This is a genomic window from Mesorhizobium sp. M0615, from assembly GCF_040320805.1.
In the GTDB taxonomy this organism is placed as follows: Bacteria; Pseudomonadota; Alphaproteobacteria; order Rhizobiales; family Rhizobiaceae; genus Mesorhizobium.
On sequence record NZ_JAMYQI010000002.1, the window covers coordinates 154,496 to 174,397 of the forward strand.

General features: G+C 62.2%; 19 protein-coding genes. 8 read left to right on the forward strand and 11 right to left on the reverse strand.

The window, feature by feature from the left end:
* The first annotated feature begins 31 nt into the window (after positions 1–31).
* From NKI46_RS03495 to NKI46_RS03505, 3 genes are all read left to right on the forward strand, one after another.
* The gene (locus tag NKI46_RS03495) at positions 32–709 is read left to right on the forward strand and encodes an amino acid ABC transporter permease (RefSeq protein WP_023695534.1); all 678 of its coding nucleotides are present in this window, start codon (positions 32–34) and stop codon (positions 707–709) included.
* Positions 706–1,380: an amino acid ABC transporter permease gene (locus NKI46_RS03500; RefSeq protein ID WP_023684787.1), complete on the forward strand. Its 675-nt coding sequence runs from the start codon at positions 706–708 to the stop codon at positions 1,378–1,380. The genes NKI46_RS03495 and NKI46_RS03500 overlap by 4 nt, the downstream gene beginning before the upstream one ends.
* A 70-nt stretch (positions 1,381–1,450) precedes the next feature.
* Positions 1,451–2,179, forward strand: coding sequence for an amino acid ABC transporter ATP-binding protein (locus NKI46_RS03505; RefSeq protein ID WP_023670319.1), 729 nt, complete (start codon positions 1,451–1,453; stop codon positions 2,177–2,179).
* Between the two features lie 208 nt (positions 2,180–2,387).
* Here the strand turns inward: NKI46_RS03505 and NKI46_RS03510 are convergent, their stop codons facing one another.
* From NKI46_RS03510 to NKI46_RS03550, 9 genes are all read right to left on the reverse strand, one after another.
* Entirely contained in the window at positions 2,388–3,455 is a 1,068-nt protein-coding gene (locus NKI46_RS03510) for a cyclic nucleotide-gated potassium channel (RefSeq protein ID WP_023684786.1), read from the reverse strand.
* 144 nt (positions 3,456–3,599) lie between these two features.
* Entirely contained in the window at positions 3,600–4,670 is a 1,071-nt protein-coding gene (locus NKI46_RS03515) for an adenylate/guanylate cyclase domain-containing protein (RefSeq protein WP_352744799.1), read from the reverse strand.
* 3 nt (positions 4,671–4,673) lie between these two features.
* Entirely contained in the window at positions 4,674–5,168 is a 495-nt protein-coding gene (locus NKI46_RS03520; protein ID WP_023670316.1) for a Rab family GTPase, read from the reverse strand.
* Positions 5,169–5,179: 11 nt separating this feature from the next.
* Positions 5,180–7,858, reverse strand: coding sequence for an OmpA family protein (locus tag NKI46_RS03525; RefSeq protein ID WP_352459598.1), 2,679 nt, complete (start codon positions 7,856–7,858; stop codon positions 5,180–5,182).
* Between the two features lie 7 nt (positions 7,859–7,865).
* On the reverse strand, positions 7,866–8,531 hold the full coding sequence (locus tag NKI46_RS03530) for a hypothetical protein (RefSeq protein WP_023670314.1): 666 nt from the start codon (positions 8,529–8,531) through the stop codon (positions 7,866–7,868).
* Positions 8,532–8,727: 196 nt separating this feature from the next.
* Complete coding sequence (locus tag NKI46_RS03535) at positions 8,728–9,129, reverse strand: GFA family protein (protein ID WP_023670313.1); 402 nt, start codon at positions 9,127–9,129, stop codon at positions 8,728–8,730.
* Between the two features lie 20 nt (positions 9,130–9,149).
* Entirely contained in the window at positions 9,150–10,208 is a 1,059-nt protein-coding gene (locus NKI46_RS03540) for a Gfo/Idh/MocA family protein (protein ID WP_023670312.1), read from the reverse strand.
* A 103-nt stretch (positions 10,209–10,311) separates the two neighbouring features.
* On the reverse strand, positions 10,312–11,097 hold the full coding sequence (locus tag NKI46_RS03545; protein WP_023701869.1) for a ThuA domain-containing protein: 786 nt from the start codon (positions 11,095–11,097) through the stop codon (positions 10,312–10,314).
* Between the two features lie 203 nt (positions 11,098–11,300).
* Positions 11,301–12,815, reverse strand: a complete 1,515-nt coding sequence (locus NKI46_RS03550) for a DUF2778 domain-containing protein (protein ID WP_352744802.1) — start codon at positions 12,813–12,815, stop codon at positions 11,301–11,303.
* 530 nt (positions 12,816–13,345) lie between these two features.
* Between NKI46_RS03550 and NKI46_RS03555 the strand changes: the two genes are divergently transcribed.
* The 3 genes from NKI46_RS03555 to NKI46_RS03565 all read left to right on the forward strand — a co-directional run bounded on the left by NKI46_RS03555 (position 13,346) and on the right by NKI46_RS03565 (position 15,063).
* The gene (locus tag NKI46_RS03555) at positions 13,346–13,897 is read left to right on the forward strand and encodes a cytochrome c (RefSeq protein ID WP_027048847.1); all 552 of its coding nucleotides are present in this window, start codon (positions 13,346–13,348) and stop codon (positions 13,895–13,897) included.
* A 128-nt stretch (positions 13,898–14,025) separates the two neighbouring features.
* On the forward strand, positions 14,026–14,448 hold the full coding sequence (locus tag NKI46_RS03560) for a hypothetical protein (RefSeq protein WP_023684778.1): 423 nt from the start codon (positions 14,026–14,028) through the stop codon (positions 14,446–14,448).
* A 237-nt stretch (positions 14,449–14,685) separates the two neighbouring features.
* Positions 14,686–15,063: a hypothetical protein gene (locus NKI46_RS03565; protein WP_352459601.1), complete on the forward strand. Its 378-nt coding sequence runs from the start codon at positions 14,686–14,688 to the stop codon at positions 15,061–15,063.
* Positions 15,064–15,170: 107 nt separating this feature from the next.
* Here NKI46_RS03565 and NKI46_RS03570 read toward each other — a convergent pair whose 3' ends face one another.
* Both NKI46_RS03570 and NKI46_RS03575 read right to left on the reverse strand, forming a co-directional pair.
* Entirely contained in the window at positions 15,171–16,103 is a 933-nt protein-coding gene (locus NKI46_RS03570) for a dimethylarginine dimethylaminohydrolase family protein (protein ID WP_023693913.1), read from the reverse strand.
* A gap of 19 nt (positions 16,104–16,122) precedes the next feature.
* Positions 16,123–17,724, reverse strand: coding sequence for a zinc-binding metallopeptidase family protein (locus NKI46_RS03575; RefSeq protein ID WP_352459602.1), 1,602 nt, complete (start codon positions 17,722–17,724; stop codon positions 16,123–16,125).
* An 83-nt stretch (positions 17,725–17,807) separates the two neighbouring features.
* Between NKI46_RS03575 and NKI46_RS03580 the strand changes: the two genes are divergently transcribed.
* Together NKI46_RS03580 and NKI46_RS03585 are read left to right on the forward strand one after the other, a co-directional pair.
* The gene (locus NKI46_RS03580; RefSeq protein WP_023684774.1) at positions 17,808–18,704 is read left to right on the forward strand and encodes a LysR substrate-binding domain-containing protein; all 897 of its coding nucleotides are present in this window, start codon (positions 17,808–17,810) and stop codon (positions 18,702–18,704) included.
* A 103-nt stretch (positions 18,705–18,807) separates the two neighbouring features.
* A complete protein-coding gene (locus tag NKI46_RS03585) occupies positions 18,808–19,899 on the forward strand; it encodes an ABC transporter ATP-binding protein (RefSeq protein WP_023743842.1) in 1,092 nt (363 codons plus the stop codon).
* The last annotated feature ends 3 nt before the right edge of the window (positions 19,900–19,902 follow it).

Below are 19,902 nucleotides of genomic sequence, written 5' to 3' on the forward strand. Positions count from 1 at the left end.
ACTGCCCATTCACCATTCACAATTCACCGCCATGCTCGAAAATTTCAGCTTCCGCACCATCGTCGAATATCTGCCGCTGTTCGGGCAGGGTCTGATCACGACCGTGTGGCTGTCGGCGCTGTCTTTTGCGGGCGCGCTGGCCGTCGGCATCGTGCTCGCCGCCATGAACCTGCAGCGCGGCCAGCTGTTTCGCGTGCTGGCCAAGGGCTATATCGATGCCGTGCGCGCCACGCCGTTGCTGGCGCAGCTCTACTTCCTCTATTTCGGCCTGCCGCGTCTCGGCTTCGTCCTGCCCGAGCTCGTCGTCGGCATAATCGCTTTGTCGCTGAACAGCGGCGCCTATGTCGCGGAAATCATCCGCGCCGGCATCCTGTCGATCCCGCGCGGCCAGGTCGAGGCCGGGGTTGCCTCGGGAATGACCTATGTCCAGCGCATGCGCCTGGTCATCCTGCCGCAAGCCTTCAAGGTGACGATCCCGCCGCTGCTCGGCCAGGCGATCGTGCTGGTCAAGGATTCCGCGCTTTTGTCGCTGATCTCGGTTTCCGAACTGACGCGCGCCGGCCAGTTGCTGGCGTCCGACCGCTTCATGCCGGCGGAAGGCTTTCTCACCATCGCCGCTTTCTATCTGCTGCTCTATTACTGCCTCAAAGGGCTGGCGGGGCTGTCCAGTCGGTGGCTCGGTCTGCAGCCGGCAAGGAGCAGCACATGATCTGGCAACAGCTGCAAAGCCTGGCCGGCAGCTACCCCCTCGCCTTGCGCGGCCTTGGCATGACCGTGATGCTGTCGGCGATCAGCCTGGTGCTGGGCACGCTGCTTGGCTTCGGCCTCGGCATATTGCGCACCGGCGGCAACCGGCTGATCTCGAGCGTGATCGGCGCCTGGGTCGACCTGATCCGCGGCACGCCGTTTCTGGTGCAGATCTTTCTGATCTTCTTCATCCTGCCGGAATTCGGCATCGAGCTCGATGCCTTCACGGCCGGCATCATCGCGCTCACCAACCTCGCCGCGTGCTTCATCTGCGAGATCGTCGCCGCCGGCATCCGCTCGGTGCCGACCGGCCAGGTTGAGGCAGCTCTGGCGTCTGGCCTGTCGCGCTGGCAACGCATGCGCCAGGTGGTGCTGCCGCAGGCGATGCGCATCGTGCTGCCGCCGCTGGTCGGGCAATATGTACTGTTGATCAAGGATTCCTCCGTCGTCTCGGCGATCGGGCTGACCGACCTCACCCGCGTCGGCTGGCTTGTGGTGCAGCGTGTGCCCAACGGCCTGCTGGTCTTCTTCCTGGTCGGCGTCGGCTATTTCGTCGTCTGCTATCCGCTGATCATGCTCGCCCGCCGGCTGGAGCGCCGCATGGGCGCGGCGCATGGCGAGGTGCAGCTGTGACATCGAACCCAAAGGGCTGACCGCCATGACCAATCCAAGCCCGACCAAGACAAACCTGACCAAAACGGGCATGATCGACTTTCGCGGCGTCAACAAATGGTTCGGCTCGCTCAATGTGCTGAAGGACATCACGCTCAGCGTCGAGCCGCGCGAAGTGGTCGTCGTCTGCGGCCCAAGTGGTTCGGGCAAGTCGACGCTGATCCGCTGCATCAACGGCCTGGAAGCGATCAAGGATGGCGACCTCGTCGTCGACGGCCAGCGCCTCGGCGACCCCGCCACCAACATGACGCAGCTGCGCACCGAGATCGGCTTCGTCTTCCAGTCGTTCAACCTCTACCCGCACAAGACGGCGCTGGAAAACGTCACGCTGGCGCCGATCCATGTGCGCAAGATCCCCCGCGCCGAGGCCGAGCAGGCCGGGCGCGACTTGCTGGCCAAGGTCGGCCTCGCCGACAAGGTCAACGCCTACCCGTCACAGCTGTCCGGCGGCCAGCAGCAGCGTGTGGCCATCGCGCGCTGCCTCGGCATGCGCCCCAAGATCATGCTGTTTGACGAACCGACCTCGGCGCTCGATCCCGAGATGATTTCCGAAGTGCTCGACGTCATGGTCGCGGTGGCCGAGGAAGGCATGACCATGATGGTGGTAACGCACGAAATGGGCTTTGCCCGCAAGGTGGCGCAGCGCGTGGTGTTCATGGACGCCGGCGCCATCGTCGAAAGCGGCACGCCGGAAGCGTTTTTCTCCGACCCGAAGACCGACCGCAGCCGGGCTTTTCTAAGCAAGATTCTAAGGCATTAGAGCTTAGCCAAAGCCGGTCGTCCGAAAGGCCGCGGGGCAGGAACTGTCGACGCACAGCGCCAAACAACGAGCCGCCGGTAGAGTGGATCGGCTACGTTTAGGTCTCCGGCTACGCCTCTGGGACCTTCCACGTGCCGTCCAGAACCTTCGCGCGTGGTCGATAGAGCCGTACCATCCAGTTCCAGCCGGGCCACCATCGGCTGTACGGTCAAGCCACCGGCGCCGCGCCGCGCCGCTCGAGCGCGGTCCTGCGGATGATTTCCGCGATTTCCGGGCTGCTGCTGCACAGCATCTGGAAATCCGCCGCGTGCAGCGACAGGAGTGAGACAGAAGTTGCGGCAGTGACGGTCGCCATACGCGGTTCGCCGCTGATCAGCGCCATCTCGCCGAAGAAGGCGCCAGGGCCAAGCTCCACCGGGTTCGGCGTCGCGACGCTGACGCGGCCCTCCACGACGAAGAACATCCGATCGCCGGTCTCGCCGCTGCGGCAGATCACGGCGCCCGCCGGCACCGTGCGGGGTCTTAACGCGCGCACGATCTCGACCAGCGTGGCCGGGCCAAGCTTCTGAAACAACGGAACGCCGGCAATCAATTGCCAATTGCGGACGAAATCCTCGCGACGGACTTCTTGATAAAAGCCGGAGGCAAGAATGCCGGCCCAGAGCCCGAAGATGCCGATGCCACACATCATGACAGCCCCGGCAAGAACGCGGCCGGCGAAGCTTTGCGGAATGTCGTCGCCATAGCCGGTAGTGGACAGCGTGACCACCGCCCACCACATTGTCTCGGGGATGCTGCCGAACTTTTCCGGTTGGACGTCGCGCTCGATGACATAGGCCGCAAGTGCGACACCGAACAGAACCAGGCCGAAGACCGTGGTGACGCCGACCAGGTTGCGCGCTTCGTTGGCCAGAACCCTGCCAAGCAGCGGGAAGAAGGTCGAGTCGCGCAGCGGCTTCAGCAGCCAGACAGCACAGTAGAGGCTCCGGTCGGGCGTGCCGTCGAGCAGAAATGCGGCGACTGGAACCAAAACCGCGAGCACATCGATCGCGATTGCCGGCGTCCTGTCCCTGAGGTCTCCCGCCCAGCGCTTGAGCAGGGTCTCGGCCATCTGCAGAAGATAGGCGGCCCAAATGACAGCGAGCACAGCAGCCAGAGCCAGTCTGCTTCGTCCGGACATGTTCGGCATCGTGAGCGCAGCCACCGCCAGAAGCCCAGGCGCAGCGAGCACCGCATTTAGCGGTGCGTAGATTCTCAGAAAAGGCAGTACCGACATTCTATCCCACCAGCGGCCACTGTGCTCCAGAATAGAGGCCTTCCGGGCAAGCGCAAAGGGTGCTTTGCGATCGCAAGATCAGGTCACGCCAATGGCTTTCGGGCGCCGCTATCGGCGCTCCACGGTCGCACCGCAGGCGACGGATCAGCTCGGGAGCCGCCACATTCGCACGCGACCCGCACCGCGCAATTCCGTTTCCTCGAGTGGGTCGCAAGCAAATTTCGGTCCAAGCAGTTGGTAAGTTGCATCGGAAATACGGATTTCATCGGGCTCCGCGGACGTTTGAATACGTGAGGCGAGATTAACGGTCTCACCCCACAGGTCATAGGCGAACCGCCTCTTGCCTATGACACCGGCGACGATCGGTCCTGAGTGAATTCCAATTCTCAGCCTTATCGGTTCTCCTGCGAAGCGTTCCCGCCTTACCGCCTTGCGCAGCTCAACTGCATAGCGCGCGAGGGCTTTTGCATGATCGGATCGCGCGGTGGGCAAGCCAGAGACCACCATCACACAATCGCCGATTGTCTTGATTTTTTCGCAGCCGTTTCGTTCCGAGAGCCGGTCCGCCGCCCTGAAGAAGTAATTCAAGATAGCGAGCGTCGTCACGGCTCCGACGCTTCGCGCTCTTTCGGTAAAGCCGACGATGTCGGCAAAAAGCACACTCACCTCCGCGTGGTTGTCGGCAATTTTCTTTTGCGCTTTCAACCGCTCCGCGATGGATGCCGGAAGAATGTTGAGGAGCAGGGTTTCGGCGCGCTGGTATTCACGCGCCAATCCCTCCTGGCTCTTTCTCAGTGCCTCGTTCGTCGATTGCAATTTTTCGTTGAGTTGACGCTCCCTCTCTTGCAGGAGCGTCATTTCATAGGCCTTCTGTTGAAGCCGCTGCCTGTTGTCTCGTTCGGCAGTGGCGTCCAGAAAAAGCAGCCACACGCACGCATTGTCAGCAAAAAAATGAAGGTCGGCGACACGCCCGCCGGGCAGTTCGATCATGTCCATGCGAAACGGAAGCTCCGGGCAAGGCAGCAAACCTTCCATGAATTCAAGCTGCCCCGCAACAGGCTTGCCGATGCGAAGCGATGACAGCCCGTAATGTTCAACATTACCGCCCTTGGCAGCTATGCAAAGCTCAGCGTCGATTTTCAGATAAGCGACAGCGTGCCCGTCGAAGAAGAAATTGAAAAACCAATTTCTGACTTCTTTTGGCAATTCATGCATGGTCTATTTGGTGACCATCAAGGCAAGTTGACGAAAGGCGTCATCGACCTGCTCGCCCGAAAGCGCACTTGTTAGATAGATTTGCCATCCACGTTGCCTCAACTCGTTGATCTCACCATCCGATATCGCCCACCGATCGGCCAGATCGGACTTGTTGAACAGCAATACGAACGGCATGGCGCCGAATTCGGCCTCGACCCGTTCGCGCAGCGTGAGTGCCACGGCAAGAGTAGCAGCGCGGGTTCCATCGACGACTAGCACGAGCCCGGTTGCACCTCGAACATAGCTGACGCGGAATGAGCCGATATCGTCCTCGCCGGCCAAATCCCACAAAATCAGATCCACGGTTTTGTCCGGGAGCGCGACGCTTTTCTTGTCGATTTTCACTCCGACGGTGGTCAAGTAGGTTTCTGAGAAGATGCTCTGCACAAACCTGCGGACCAGACTCGTCTTTCCGACGGCGAAGCCGCCCAGCATGCAGATCTTTTTTTGCAACATGTTGGGCTCCGCTAGTCCAGGTTTACCGTAATCGAAACCCGGCGATTGGTGGAGCTACCGGTTAGACTGTTTTCAGGTACAGCCGGCTCAAAAGTGCCCGCGCCCCGAACCAGCAGCAGTTCGGGAGCAACGCCGCGCTTGTTGAGAAGCGCACGAACTGTCTCGGCGCGGGCGGCGCTGATCGACGCGTTGGCCGTCTCACGGCCCGTGGTGTCCGAATGCCCGGTCAACATGAACCGCGCCGTTACGCCGGAATTGCGGGCACTCTGGGCGAATTCCTTTATTTGATCCGCCAACCTGTCGAGAACCGGCGTCTGCTCCGGTCCCGGCACAACCTTGCCGGAAGAGAAGAAAATATCGGTCGTCTGGATCGCCTGCCTCAAATGATTAAGTTCTGCGAGGTTCAGCTCACGCAGCTGCGAGACATCCAGAACCACTCCGTCCGCCGAAAGTTGTTCAGCGGCGGCCCGCGCGCGGTTGATCCAGCCGGCAGGAGCCTCACCCACGGCCACAATGCGACCCTGGATGATCGAGAGCTGAACGGTTTTCGGCGGGGACAGCGCCGCCGTCAGCCGCTTCACCACAAACTTCGGATCAAGGCTCTGATAGAATTGCCACTGTGCATGAACGCGGGCAGGATCAACGTCCGTTCCGGACAGCAGGGCTTGCGGGTCGGCGGCAAGCGGGTCTCTCAAGCCGGAAATATAGAAATGTCCGCCCCTCGCCGTTTGTTGGGCTACGATGATTCCCGGTTGGGCCTCAAGTCGCGACACATAATACTGCCAGTGCTCCGCCGCGCGTGCTTCGGGGCTCACGTCACGAACCTTGGAGATGTCGAATTCGGGTCCGCCTGCCGAAAGCTGCCGGGCCGCCGCGCGCGCGCGATCGATCCAGGTGTCGGGAGCCTCACCCTCGGCAACGATGCGATCATCGACGATCGAAAGTCGTACTGTTTCCGGCGGATACAGTGACGCCGTCAGCCGCTTCAGCACGAACTCCGGCTCAAGGCTCTGATAGAACTGCCACTGCGCATGAACCCGGGCGGGATCGACCTCTGTTCCCGACAACAGCGACTGCGGATCGGCGCCAAGCGGGTCTCGCAGGCCGGCAATATAGAATTGGCCGTCGCTTATCTTTTGGTCTGCAACGATGATGCCCGGCTGGGTCTCCAGTCGCGACACATAGGCGTGCCAGCGCTCCGCCTCGCGCACTTGGGGACTTACGTCACGAACCCCCGAGATATCGAAGACCGGCCCGCCTGCCGAAAGCTGCTGGGCCGCCGCGCGCGCCCGGCTGATCCAGGTGTCGGGAGCCTCACCCTCGGCGACGATGCGGCCATCGACAATCGAAAGTCGCACTGAATCCGGCGGAGCCAGCGACGCCGTCAGCCGCTTCAGCACGAACTCCGGCTCAAGGCTCTGATAAAATTGCCATTGCGAATGAACCCCGGCCGGATCGACTCCCGTGCCTGACAACAGCGACTGCGGGTCGACGGCAAGCGGGTCCCTCAGGCCGGCAATATAGAACTGGCCATCGCGTACCTGCTGTTCGGCAACGATGATGCCCGGCTGGGCCTCCACTCGCGACACGTAAGCCTGCCAGCGCGACACGTAAGCCTGCCAGCGCTGCGCTGATTGCCAGGAAAGAAGGTACCAACCGCCTGCCAGACTCAAAAGCAGCAGGGCAACGGCCGCCACCAGCCACGGAAATCCGTCGTTTGATTCCTCCTGCTTCAGCTCGACGCAGGTCTGCAACTGCGCCTCTACGCTGGCCAGCTGCGAACCGTCGCCGTCAAACTGCTCTAAGGCCTGTGAGCTTTCCTCATGGATGCGAAGCAACACATCGCGAACGATTTCATGCAATTCCTCCGGCGGATTTCCCCGGATCACCGAAACCAGGGTCGCAAACGGTCCAACTTCCGACCAGAGACGAAGCTCGCCGAAACGGATTGTGTCCAGGCCGCTCTGCTCTTTCTCGTTAAATGAGTCTTTTACAAAATCCTGAATCGCACTGAGCATCGAAGAAATGAGCTGAGGATCTTCGCTCGTTGCATTGTCGGCCGTTACATGCGTTATCAAAAGGCCGGAATTCCGATGAATGAGAAACGCATGTTCCACACGGTAGACAAGGGAATGCTTCAGAACAACTGCCGAGAAGCTTGCCCCTGTTCTCCAGGCTTCAAGTCTCCACTTGAGCCCGTGCCAGGTGAATATGTGCCTTAGAGTTTCATTCAGCGACTGAAAGGTCTGGTCGATCTTTTCGCCGATCGACTTGCGAATTGCCGGCAGAAACACCGGGTACAATATGTCCGTCAGCGTGCGCGGGCTCTTCTGGATCGACCGTTGCACAGCCCGTTCGACAGCTGGCGCAAGCGCCTCGCCGAGTTGCGCGTAAGGCGCTCGTCCGGCAGCACTGGGAAGAACGTCGCCCACGGCCGCCGCAAGCTGCTCGGGTTCGTCGAGCAGATGCGTGACGCGTGAAAGCTCGGAGATTTCGCGGCTGACCAGCAACTGCCGCAGCGTTTCCATGCGCGGATCGGCGGTTGGAACCGCCTCGAACTGCGCACGGTAGTCCGGATCAACGTTCCGGGCAATTTCGATCAAAAGACGAGCCAGAGCCTCGCGATCAATCTCTGTATCGTTCGAGGCTGTTCTTTGCGGAAGGTTGAATGGGTCGACGGTGGACGTCAAGGTCCCATCAACTCACTTTCCAGCTACGGTCCGAGTTGCTCTTGCTCCCGACGGGATCCTGATTGAGACACTTTGCAACCTCGACAAACAGGCCAGCCAAAAGATTTCGGTCGGTCTTGACGTTGCTGAGGTCGGCAAACATCTTCTCGATCAGCATCTGAACGCCTTCATTCTTCTGCTTGATTTCCTCACGCAGCAAATGATCGTTTCGATTTATCCGGTCCGAAACGTCGCGCTCGAGCGCGCTTAACTGATCCGACAACGTGCGCACCTGCTTTTCAAGAGCCTGGTTTTGCTCGCGAAGATTCCGGTCGATCTCCTTGTCGGCATCGGCTCGTGAATCTTTTTCGCTCCGCAATTGCCCTGCAAGCGAATCGATCTGCTTCTTTGCATTCGACTCGTACATTTCGAGATTGCGCTTGGCCTCGGATTCAACATCCTTGAAGCGCTGCAACACCCGTTCTTCAAGCTTGGAAAAGCGGCGGTCATAGTCCTGCATCTGGTTGCCGAACAGCAGGTCACGGATCTTGTCGACACCGACGGCGTCGCCGGCGGTTCCGTTTTCGCGGGCCTGAACTCCCATGAAGTTCAGCCCGTTTCCTTCTGTGTTACCTATCAGATTTACGTCCGCCTTCTTTTCTGAAGAAGCGGAATTCGAAGATTCCTTAGCCATCCATATACCCCCATTGAACACATGCCGTCAGGTAAGCATGTCAGCAATCGGGCCGCAAGCCGGATTCGTCTTGACTTATGCCTATTCATGGGGCAGCCGAGCGCGATGGCTAACGGCCCGGCAATGGCAATCAGGGGCGATGCCCTCTTGAAGGCGCGGAGCGTGCGGACGGTTCCGGGTATCCAAAAAGCGGCCTTCAGTCGAACGTCGCCAGCGGCTCGGCATTGATCTCGACCCACTCACAGCGCCGGCTTTCGTGGTAAAAAGACTGAAATGGCGGCGGGAACGACGGGTCGGCGAAGGCGCCGACGGGAATGGCGATCACACCGGGCTGCGTGTCGATGCGATAGTGGACGGCGGCGCCGCACTCCGGGCAGAAATTGTAGATGACGCGGCCGCCCTCGTCGCCGGTGCGCGTGAACTGCTTCGCCCGTCCCTCGATCGATACATCAGCTTGCGCAAACCGGACATTGTAGCTGAAGGCGCTGCCGGTGCGGCGCTTGCAGTCGAGGCAATGACAGACCGAGATGCGCACCGGCTCGCCCGAACAGACGGCTGAAAGCTGGCCGCAGAGACATTGCGCGCGGCGCGTGACCATTGTTTCTTCCTCCCTTCACATCACTGCGTATCGGCACTGGCCCTCAGTTCCGTCCGCTTCTGTTCCGAAACCATGGCCAGATCCAGCACCTTCTGCAGTTCGGCGGCATGGTGGAATGAAGGCTCGGCCTGCACGCCGCTGCGAACCGCATCGACGAAGCGCTGGTAATTGGTCGGCACCGTGCCGGCGTCGAGCACCTGCCATTTGGCGTTCTCGATATCCTCGCCGACACACGCCTTCAGTTCCGAACCCTCGAGATTGTGCACGACTTCGATGCCGCCCTTGTCGCCATAGATGCGCAGGCGCAATTCGTTGATGTGGCCGGTCGCCCAGCGGCTGGCGTGAACGACGCCAAAGGCGCCGTTGGAGAAATCCAGCGTCATGGCGAAGCTGTCATTGGCGTCGAGGTCGTATTCGCCGATGCGGTTGCCTGGCGCCTTGTCGAAGGTGCGCAGCCGGCAAAACACGTGGTCGACGTCGAGTGCGGCGCCATAGCTGGCGAAATCGAGGATGTGGATGCCGACATCGCCGAGCACGCCGTTGGAGCCGTGGTCGCGCGACAGCCGCCACAGCCATTTCGGGTCGGTGCGCCAGTCGCCCCAGAATTTCGAGACCAGCCAGCTCTGCAGATAGGAGGACTCGACGTGGCGGACGGTGCCGATCTCGCCGACCAGCACCATCTGCCGCGCCTTCTGCAAGGCAGCGACATTGCGATAGGTGAGATTGACCATGTTGACGATGCCGGCCGCCTCAGCCGCTTTGGCCATCTCGCTTGCCTTGCCGAAGTCTTCGGCCAGCGGCTTTTCGCACAGCACCGGCTTGCCGGCCGCGATCAACGCCATGGTGGTCGGGTGGTGAATGCGGTCCGGCGTGACGTTGGCGACCGCATCGAACTCGCCCCACGCCAGCGCGTCTTCCAGCGATGTGAATCGCTTCGGTATCTTGAACCCGTCGGCGAATTCGCCCACGCGCTTTTCATCGACGTCGACAGCACCGACGATCTCGACGCCGTCGATGCCGCCGAAACGGCGGGCATGCTCCTGCGCCATCCAGCCGGTACCCAGTATCAAAAGCCGCATTCTCTGCACTCCGAGCGAATTGGTTCGATTCAATCATATGGCGCAGATACGGTCTAGGAAACCCATGCGGAAAACCGCTACGCCTTTTTTCCTGGATTTTGCTTTAGCGGAAGCCGGCCTCGCCCGAAGCGTGCAGCTTGCCGCCGCGCTCGACGATCGGCTCCAGCGCCTTCTCGACCGGCACGTTCGGCGCCTCAAGGATCGCCGACTTGGTGCCCTGCGGATTGTGCGCCCACTTCACCGCATTGCGCAGCACCTTGTGCACATTGGCGTCGTGATAGGTCGGATAGGTCTCGTGGCCCGGGCGGAAGTAGAAGACATTGCCGGCGCCGCGGCGATAGGTCAGCCCAGAACGGAACACCTCGCCGCCCTGGAACCAGGAGATGAAGACGGTCTCCAGAGGTTCGGGCACGGCGAACTGCTCGCCATACATTTCTTCATTCTCGAGCTCGAAATATTCGCCGACGCCCTCGGCGATCGGATGGCTGGGACTGGTCACCCAAAGCCGCTCGCGCTCGCCCGCCTCGCGCCATTTCAGCGTGCAGGGCGTGCCCATCAGCCGCTTGAAGATTTTCGAGAAATGGCCGGAATGGAGAACGATCAGCCCCATCCCCTCCCAAACGCGGCGGGCGACGCGCTCGACGATCTCGTCGGCCACCGCGCCATGATCCTTGTGGCCCCACCAGACCAGCACGTCGGTCTCGGCCAGACGGTCGGCCGGCAGGCCGTGCTCCGGCTGCTCGAGCGTGGCGGTCGAGGCGGAGATCGCCTTGTCGGCATTCAGCGCCTTGGCGATGGTCGTGTGCATGCCCTCGGGATAGAGGGCTGCGACCACCTCATTGGTCCGCTCATGGATGTTCTCGCCCCAAACGACAGCGCGTATTGTCATGGATGTCCTCGTGGTGAAGCCGACCCGCAGGGGTCACTCATAGTCTGCCTGGGGGTGAAAAGGGAATAGGCAGTGGGGAATAGGCAATAGGGGCAGAAAAACAAATCAACAGGCGATGGACGCTCCTGGGCCCTACTGCCTACTGCCTACTGCCTACTGCCTACTGCCTACTGCCTACTGCCTACTGCCTACTGCCTACTGCCTTACGCTCCCCGGCCTTCCTGAGCGACCCGCGTCAGCGGCTTGGTCAGGCGCGGCACGACGACGAGGCGCTTGATCTTGCCCTTCTTGTAGGCGGCAAGGAAGCGGGCGTAGTCCTTGAAGACGACGCAGCCATTGGATTCCGCACGGCCGCCGCGCAGCATGTAGGTGTGGGCGAGCAGGCCGTCGCGGCCGTATTTATTGCCGCCGCTGACGGGAGTGAGACGGAGCGCCTCGACGCCATGGAAGCGGGATTCGCGCAGTCGCAGATCATAGGTGTTGGGCGGCGTCGGGCCGACATTCTTCTTGTGCACGAAGCGCGGCTGGTCGACCATCGAACCCAGCCCCGAATGGGCCTCCAGCCGCGAGCCGTCCGGCATATAGACGGTCTTGGCCGAGATATCGTACACGGCGACGCCGCCGCCCATTCCGGGCGTGGCGAACAGATCCTTGAAGGCGCGACCGACACCGCCCGCCGGGACGTCCGGCTTGGCATAGGCCAGCATCTCGCCGGCCTGTGTCTTCGACCGTTTGCCAGGCTTGATCCGGCTTGATTGGATGCTCTGGCTGTCTGGCACGCCAGGCAGTGCGGCGACCTCCGAAGTACTGCGTGGCGAGCGCGGCGACGAATTGCCCGGCGACTGGGGTGCGGGGCTCTCGGGCGTCCTGTCGGTCTGTGGCTTGGCTGCCCTGGGCTTGCTGGCTTGCCGAGCCTCGGCAGGCTGAGCGGTTTCGGCGCGTGGACGCCAACCGGGCAACGCAATGTTGTCGGGCAGATCGTCCTGCGGCGGCAGCGAAGCGACCTGAACCTCGGCCTGCTCAGGATCCTGCCCTCCGGCGATTGCTTCAACGGCCGGCGGCGGGGCCAGCATGTCAGCGTCTTCCGGCAAGCTGTTGGCCAGCGCCAGCGCCAGGCGCGATGAGCGTTCGATCTCAGCCACTTCCGGCCCAAAGCGTTCCGAGGCCGGGCCATGCTGATCGGGCAGCCGGACTTCGGCGAAACGGGCAGCGACCGGAAGGCTGGCAAGCATGAAGGGCGCATTCGAGGCCTTGGCGAAGGCGGCAGCCAGCTTTTGCGGCGACAGCCCTGCCTTGGCCACCACGCCGTCGAAGCGCATGCCGCGCGAAGTGGCGAGAGCGACGCTGGTGTTTGGCGCAATGTTTGAGGCGACAATGCTCGGGGCCACAGCATGCGCGGCCGGCTTCAGCCGCGCCATCTTGCCGTCATGCGCGAAGTTCGCGGCGCCATGCGCGCACCCGGCGTCGCATTGGCTGAGCAGCGAGGCCTGTGATTTTTGCGCCGAAAGCCGCGGCGCCCACGAATTGGCGAGGCTGCGCCGCGAATCGGCAAGTGCTGCGTTCGGCAGAAGCAGACTGTGCGGAAGGCTGTTGGAAGCGGCGGTGAGCGAGGTGCCGAGCGAATAGAGGCCGGCCATGGTTGCCACCGACCACAGCGCCAAGGCCGCGCCGACAACCGGCACCAACACCCAGCGCTGGCCGGATCTCTTCGAAGTCAAACCCCGCTCAGGAGTATCGCCCCGGTCTTTCAAACGCAAAAACGCCATACAACCACTCTCAATCGGCATGCAGGCTTGCGACCCTCGCATCCGTGACATCCACAGTTCGCTGGTGCCCCCTGCACCTTTCGCGTCTGTTGCCGATTGAATCAAAAGATGGACAAAGTTGGTTAACCAATCCCTCCATCAGCCACCGATTATGCGGCGCCTGATACGAAAAAAAGAGCACTCCATGGTCTGCGCCACGGTAGAATGCTCTCCCTCACCCCCGCCTTGCTGCCCGTTTTTGCGATCCAAGTCAAGGAAACGCTGCGTCAGCTTGCTGCAAGCCTGTGCTGATTGCCCGCTGATCGGCCTTCTCAATCAGTTGACCTTCCGGTGGCTGGAAGGTCTATCTGCTCAGAGACGGGGACCTCCGGCGACGGAAATTTACCGATGAGAACCGGCATCACGACCGAAGAATCCGACTGCAGGTCGAACCCCTGCTGCGGCTGGCTGAGCACGGATGGATGGGGCAAGGACATGGCGCCGTGAGATGGACTGTGAAAGCGGCGCTGCTGTGGCTGGTCTGTGCCCTTACGATGGGCGCCTCCGTCGGCAGCGGACCGATCGTCGCGGCCCGCCAGGCGTCGATGAAGGAGATGGCGGCGGCTGCGAAAACCATTGCCGGCATGTTCGACCGCAGGCAAGCCTATGACGCGGCAGCCTTCAAGGCGGCAGCGGACACGCTGCGCGCGCGCACCGGCCCTGCCCTGATTGCCGAATTTCCGAGCGGCTCGCTTGGACCGCCTTCGCAGGCCAGGCTGGAGATCGATCAGTCACGGGCGGAATTCGAGGCCCTGGCAAATCATATCGGAACGCTGGCCGACGCTCTGGCCGCCAAGGCCGAAAGCGCGCCGGCCGTCATCACCGATGACATGCGCATGGGCACCGGCCTGGCGATGGGCGGCGGCAGCCTGCTCGGCAAGCGCTCGATTCCAGAGGAAGCCGATCCGACCAAACTGCCGGCGGAGCATATCCTGCATCTCATCCTGCAGGATTGCTCGACCTGTCATTCGAAATTCCGGCAAAAGGTACAGTGAAGCGACATTATCCGGCGGAGCATTTCTTGCTGGCCTGCGCCACAGCCACTTTGCATACAAGTAAATTCGTTTGTGCTAATATATCGCGGTCGTGCATATCCATGCATGACGAGCATCGGGAGGATGCAATGAAAACCATGAATCGCAGGTCTGCAATTGCCCTCGGTCTGACGACCGCCGCGGTAGCGCCTTTGTTCACCTTGGCGGCATCGGCAAAAATCAAGAAATACGGCCCGAAAGAGGGCAAGGAGATTGCGCCCGGTGTCAGGGTGGTGGAGGTCGGCACCGGCAATGCTGACATTCCCGCCTACAAGAGCATCGCAATTATCGACGTTGTGTTTCAGCCCGGAGCACATGCTCCTCAAACCGTGATGGACAACGACATGGTGTGCACCATTACCTCAGGTGCATTCACGATCAAGAAAGCGGACAAGGAATTCAAGCTCAAGACGGGTGATATGTACACCTGCTCCAAGGGCAAGACCGATGAAGCGACGAATACAAGCAAGGAGGTCGGCGTGCATCGCATCGCCGTATTGATACCCGCATAGCAGATGGAGTTCCGGCCGGACCACGCCGTCGCGAGTCCGGCCGGCCAGACGAGGCGATCTCGTTCCGTCGTCAGCGCGGCCATCTCACGCCAGCCACTCCCTGATCGCCGAGCGGGCGGGAACGGCGCGCATGTGGTCTTCGCGCTATGGCTTTGTTTGGGCATGATCTTTTGGGAAAGCTGGCTTGGTTTTCAAATCATCGGCTAGGTCGAATGGCTGATCAACCAGCGCATCCACGTGGCCAATACGGAGATCGAAAACCGCGGGAGTTTTGCCGGCCACCAGGCGGTGTTCGAGGCGATCGAGCGCCACGACCCGGAAGCGGCCGGCAGGCGATGCGCGCGCATCTGGAAAACGCCCGGCGCAAGTTCAATTCAGGGTCGGGAAGACTGGGCTAGCCAGTTGACGCGGCGGCGCTCTGGCGCAAAGCAAAAAGCCCGCCGTTCAAAGCCGGCGGGCTCCCTTCAATCATACAGCGCGATCCGCTCGCCGGTAACCAGGACGACCGAATTTCGGCCTTCAGCGGCTGGTTGCGCTCAGGGGGCGGGCTTCGACGGGTTTGAAGCGACCAGCGATCCGAGTTTGCCGGCTTTGGCCAGACTCGGCTTTTCGTAAATTTTCTTCACAGAATCCCTCCTCTAATGGCATCAATTTCCTCTGCCAGGCCTGTTTTGTCAAATCTGACAGCAGTCCGTCACAGGTCCCGGCGGCAATTCGTGCCCTTACGCCGGCTCGCGCTTGAGCGCCTGCGCCATGCAGTGAATGCCGCCGCCGGTCTTGGAAATCTCACTCATGTCGACGGCAGCAACCTCGAAGCCGCGTGCCTTGAGCTGGCCGATCAGCGACTGGCTCGACGTCGGCGCGATGACCCTGTCCTTGCCCAGCGACATGAAGTTGCAGCCGAGCGCCATCGTGTCCTGGAAGGGCACGTCGATGATCTCGTGGCCCTTGCCCTTCAGCCAGTCGACAATGCCGGGCTCGGTGCAGGCGAGGCACACCGCGGTGAGCTTTTCAGCGATCGGCACCACCATCAGATCGATATGGACATAGTATTCGTCGATGAAGGCGAGGCGCGTTTCCCAGCCTTCCTTTTCGAACCAGTCCTGCACCTGCCGGGCGCCCTCTTCCTGCGTGCGGGCGCCGCCGCAGCCGATCAGCACCACGCCCTCCTCGATGACGTTGAAGTCGCCGCCTTCGAAGGTGCCAGCCGTGACCATGTCGTAGATGGGGATGCCGAGCTTTTCATAGGTGCGGATGGCGGCATAGTTCTCGCCGCGCCGCCACCAATTGGCCATGGCGGTGATGAAGGCGCCGTAGGGCGTCATGACGCTGGAGTCTCTGGAATAGACCTGCATCGGCAGTTCCGGCGTCGGCTCGTGCCAGTGGATGTTGACGCCGAAATGCTCGTAGGCGGCGACGAGGTCCTTGTGCTGCGCCTGCGCGATCTGGACGTTGCAGGGCGCTTCGCGCAAATGCTTGCGCGACAGCGAGCTGGTCGAGAGGTGGCGCAGGAAGTTTGGCGAGCCGAGCAACACGTCTGTCAGCACGTCGGTCTCGTTGGCAAAGCCCCATGACGTCAGCGGCTTGGTGCCGCCGGCGGGATTGCGGCGCTGCAGCGAGAACGGTTCGGCGACGATGCGGTCATGGACGGTCATAAGGTTCTCCTCGATTTGACTATGCAGCTTGATTGGATTGGCTGCTCGGAATCCACCAATCGCGTCCGCGCGCGGTGGTGACATATTCCGGCCAGCGGAAATTGATCGGCGGGTCATAGTCGCAAAGCGGCGCGATCCAGTTCGAGCCGCCGACGCCGCCGCCAGTGCGGGTGACGAATTCGTCCATGGCCGCATCGCGCGCGGACTTGTCCTCGAGCAGGCGGAGGGCTGCAAGCGCAACCGTCTTGGCGGCGCAAATGACCATCGGGTCGATGGTGGCCGAGATACCGCCCAGCGCGTTCATCGCCCAGGATGGATAGGCATGGCCATTCGCCGAGCGCAGCGCCGGGCGGGCGACATAGAAGCGTGCGGTCGGCGTGTGCCACGACATGTCGGTGTAGTCGTCGGAGGTCGAGTTGATCTGCGACGGAGGCAAATCGCGGCGCAGGATTGCCTCAGCCTCTTGCGGCGCAACCAGCCGCTCCATCTCGTCGATGAAAGGGTTGTCGGTCGCGGTGCCGCCGGCATTGACCTGGACCTCGCGACCGATCGCTTTCGCCGCCTCGTCCCAGTTCGGAGCGCCAACGGTGGACAGCGCCTCATAGGCAATCCCTGCCATGGCGTGATTGGCGAGGCCCGGCCGCGACTTCGACACCCAATGGCGCTCATGGCGACAACCGCTGATCGCCGCGGCCGCGGCCGCATTACGGTCGAGCACCGCGGTGACCTGCTCTGCCATGGCAATGGTCGGCACGCGGATCATGTACTGGATCTCGGCCAGCCCCGCCGGCAGATTGTCGGCGGTCGCCTGCCCGGCGGTGAGGATCGCCTCGCTGATCGACCAGCCGCCCTGGTGGGGTAGCATGGAATCGCGCAGCGCCTTGGAGGCCATGTACATCGTCATCAGCGCGTCATTGGCGCCGGGCGCCCGCACCGCCGAATGCGCCTGCGGGATCGGCGCGCCATCGCTTGCGCGAACCCATTTTTCGGGTTCGTCGCAGACAAAACGGTAGATCATGGCATAGGCGGCGCCGCAATGCGTGTCCCAGCGCGCCGTGTTGCAGAGCGGCAGCATATAGAAGGGGTGGAAGGAGATCATACCGGCAAGGCCGTCATAGTAGCCCTTGGCCGCATGGATCGGCTTCGAGCCCCTGACCTTCTCGGCCGGCTCGCCGGTGAAGCGCAGCGTCCCCTCGATGCCGTGGCGTTGCATTGCCGCCTTGGCGGCGAGAAGTCCGCCGAGGCCGGCAATGCCGAGCCCGGAATGCGGATCGGTGTGGCCGCCGGCCTCGACGCCAAGGCCCGGCCGCGATCGCTTCACCGTTGCCGCGTCCTGGCAGTTGCCGGGCACGGCGTCGTATTCGCCGTACATGCCGATGGTCGGCCCCGGGCCATTCGTCCAGTGGGCACAAAAGGCGGTCGGCATGCCGGCCGACCCTTCCTCGACCGAAAAGCCCTCATGCTTCAGCCGCGCCACATACCAGGCCGCCGACTGGTATTCGCGCCAGGCGGTTTCCCCGAAATCGAAAATGGCGCGCGTCCACGCCGACAGCGACGGTTGGATGCCATCGAGACAGGCAAGCGCGGTGGCTTGCGCCGAGGTCGTCACCGGTTTCTCCATGCGCCCCAAGAAAGCAGTGAAGCGGCATTGCAAAAAGTGATATGTTTTTCCGGTTCATGCAAATTCGGTTCACCTGAGGCCTCTTGCGAATACCTTCCACACAGGCGTTGCGCGCCCTCGACAGTTTTGCCCGTCACGGCAGTGTCTGGCGCGCAGCCGATGAACTGCATTTGACCCGCAGCGCCGTCAGCCATCAGTTGCGGCTGCTCGAACGCGACCTCGGCTTCGACCTGCTGGAGCGCATCGGCAAGGGCGTGGCGCTGACACCGCGCGGCCAGCGCTATGCCGCCGATGTGAGAAAGGCGCTGACGGTGCTCGGCGATGCGGTGACGCGCCAGGCCGGCACGGGCGTCGGCGGCTCGTTCGCCGTTTCCTGCACGCCGGGCTTCGCCTCTCTGTTTTTATGCACGCATATCGGCGAGTTCCGGCAAATGTATCCGGACGTGGCGCTGTCGATCCTGACGCCGCGGCGGCTGGACGATGTCAGCAATCCGGACGCCGATGCCTTCATTGCCTTTGGCGTCGGCAACTGGCCGAACCGCTCGGTGGAGTTGCTGTGCGAAATCTCGTTCACGCCACTTTGCAGCCCGACACTGCTCAACAAGGTCGGCGGCTTTTCAAAACCGGCCGACGTGCTGCGCGCCAATCTCCTGCATCTCGGCGACACCGAGGACTGGGCGCGCTGGCTGGCGCTGTCCAAGGTGGAAAACCCCGACACCGAAGGCGGCATCTTCTTCTCGGACATGAACCTCGTTTTTTCCGCGGCGATCGCCGGCCAGGGCATCGCCATGGGCGACGAGCTGACCAGCCGCCGGGCGCTGAGCGAAGGCCGTCTGGTGCGCCCCTTCGACATCGCGATCCCCTCGCCGCGCTCGTATTTCCTGGTGTCGGAACATGCCAAGGCCAGCCACCCGGTGCTGGAAGCATTCAATGGGTGGTTGAGGTCGAAGCTGTCGGAGAACCGGATCAGCCCGTACTAGCCTCCCATCCGTGAATCAAATTTGCCGATCTGGCGAAAACTATTCGGTTGCGGTGAGCCGGCGCACTGCCCTACGCTCAAGCCACGATCAAGGAAGAGGCAGGATGCAGCAACCCGGCCGGGCCGCAGAGATCAAGGCAATCGGGATCGGCAAGAGCTTCGGCTCGTTCCAGGCGCTGGACGATCTGACGCTCAATATCGGCCGCGGCGAGTTTTTGACGCTGCTCGGTCCCTCCGGCTCGGGCAAGACCACATTCCTGATGATCCTCGCCGGCTTCGTGCAACCGACCGCCGGCAAGCTTTTCAGCGACGGCATCGACATCACCGAGCGGCCGGCCGAACAGCGTGCCGCCGGCATGGTCTTCCAGGGCTATGCGCTGTTCCCGCACATGTCGGTCGAGGCCAACATCGCCTTCCCGCTCAAGGTACGCAAGAAATCGGCTTCCGAGATCAAGCGCCGCGTTGCCGAGATGATCGAGCGCGTCGGCCTCAAGGGCCATGAGACGAAACTGCCGGCGCAGCTTTCCGGCGGCCAGCAGCAGCGCGTGGCACTGGCGCGCGCGCTGGTGTTCGAACCCGGCGTGCTGCTCCTCGACGAGCCGTTCTCGGCGCTCGACAAGAGCCTGCGCGGCCAGATGCAGGCCGAGATGAAGCGGCTGCATCAGGAGACCGGCACCACCTTCGTCTTCGTCACCCACGACCAGAGCGAGGCGCTGGCGCTGTCGTCGCGCGTCGCCATCTTCAACCACGGAAAATTGCTGCAGGTCGGAGCGCCGGACGAGGTCTACGACCGGCCGGACAACCGCTTCGTCGCCGAGTTCCTTGGCGAGATCAACATGCTGCCGTTGAAGGGGGTCAAGCCCGCCGACAATGGCTCGACGGGCCTCTGCGAGGACCGCGCGGTCAACATGCTCTGCAAGGCCGAGAAAGTCCGTGGCGATGCCATATTGGCGATCCGGCCCGAACATATGTCGATCACGCGCGAAGCCGCCGCCGGCGAGAACGGCATTGCCGCCACCGCCATCGGCTCGACCTATCTGGGTGCGGCGACCAAACTCGATCTGACGACACGCCAGGGCGCCAAGGTGACCGTCTCGGTGCCGAACGAGGTCGCGGCGGCGGCGCTGAGCCAAGGCAATTCCGTCTGGCTGACCTGGCCGGCGGAAAAGGGTTTCCTCCTTCCGGACGGAGGATGACGA

What these genes read in the sequence shown, in the direction of transcription:
- NKI46_RS03530 (WP_023670314.1), bottom strand. Translation starts at nt 8,531, where the DNA reads ATGGCTAAGGAATCTTCGAATTCCGCTTCTTCAGAAAAGAAGGCGGAC.
- NKI46_RS03545 (WP_023701869.1), bottom strand. Translation starts at nt 11,097, where the DNA reads ATGACAATACGCGCTGTCGTTTGGGGCGAGAACATCCATGAGCGGACC.
- NKI46_RS03510 (WP_023684786.1), bottom strand. Translation starts at nt 3,455, where the DNA reads ATGTCGGTACTGCCTTTTCTGAGAATCTACGCACCGCTAAATGCGGTG.
- NKI46_RS03505 (WP_023670319.1), top strand. Translation starts at nt 1,451, where the DNA reads ATGATCGACTTTCGCGGCGTCAACAAATGGTTCGGCTCGCTCAATGTG.
- NKI46_RS03520 (WP_023670316.1), bottom strand. Translation starts at nt 5,168, where the DNA reads ATGTTGCAAAAAAAGATCTGCATGCTGGGCGGCTTCGCCGTCGGAAAG.
- NKI46_RS03535 (WP_023670313.1), bottom strand. Translation starts at nt 9,129, where the DNA reads ATGGTCACGCGCCGCGCGCAATGTCTCTGCGGCCAGCTTTCAGCCGTC.
- NKI46_RS03570 (WP_023693913.1), bottom strand. Translation starts at nt 16,103, where the DNA reads ATGACCGTCCATGACCGCATCGTCGCCGAACCGTTCTCGCTGCAGCGC.
- NKI46_RS03495 (WP_023695534.1), top strand. Translation starts at nt 32, where the DNA reads ATGCTCGAAAATTTCAGCTTCCGCACCATCGTCGAATATCTGCCGCTG.
- NKI46_RS03560 (WP_023684778.1), top strand. Translation starts at nt 14,026, where the DNA reads ATGAAAACCATGAATCGCAGGTCTGCAATTGCCCTCGGTCTGACGACC.
- NKI46_RS03515 (WP_352744799.1), bottom strand. Translation starts at nt 4,670, where the DNA reads ATGCATGAATTGCCAAAAGAAGTCAGAAATTGGTTTTTCAATTTCTTC.
- NKI46_RS03575 (WP_352459602.1), bottom strand. Translation starts at nt 17,724, where the DNA reads ATGGAGAAACCGGTGACGACCTCGGCGCAAGCCACCGCGCTTGCCTGT.
- NKI46_RS03500 (WP_023684787.1), top strand. Translation starts at nt 706, where the DNA reads ATGATCTGGCAACAGCTGCAAAGCCTGGCCGGCAGCTACCCCCTCGCC.
- NKI46_RS03540 (WP_023670312.1), bottom strand. Translation starts at nt 10,208, where the DNA reads ATGCGGCTTTTGATACTGGGTACCGGCTGGATGGCGCAGGAGCATGCC.
- NKI46_RS03585 (WP_023743842.1), top strand. Translation starts at nt 18,808, where the DNA reads ATGCAGCAACCCGGCCGGGCCGCAGAGATCAAGGCAATCGGGATCGGC.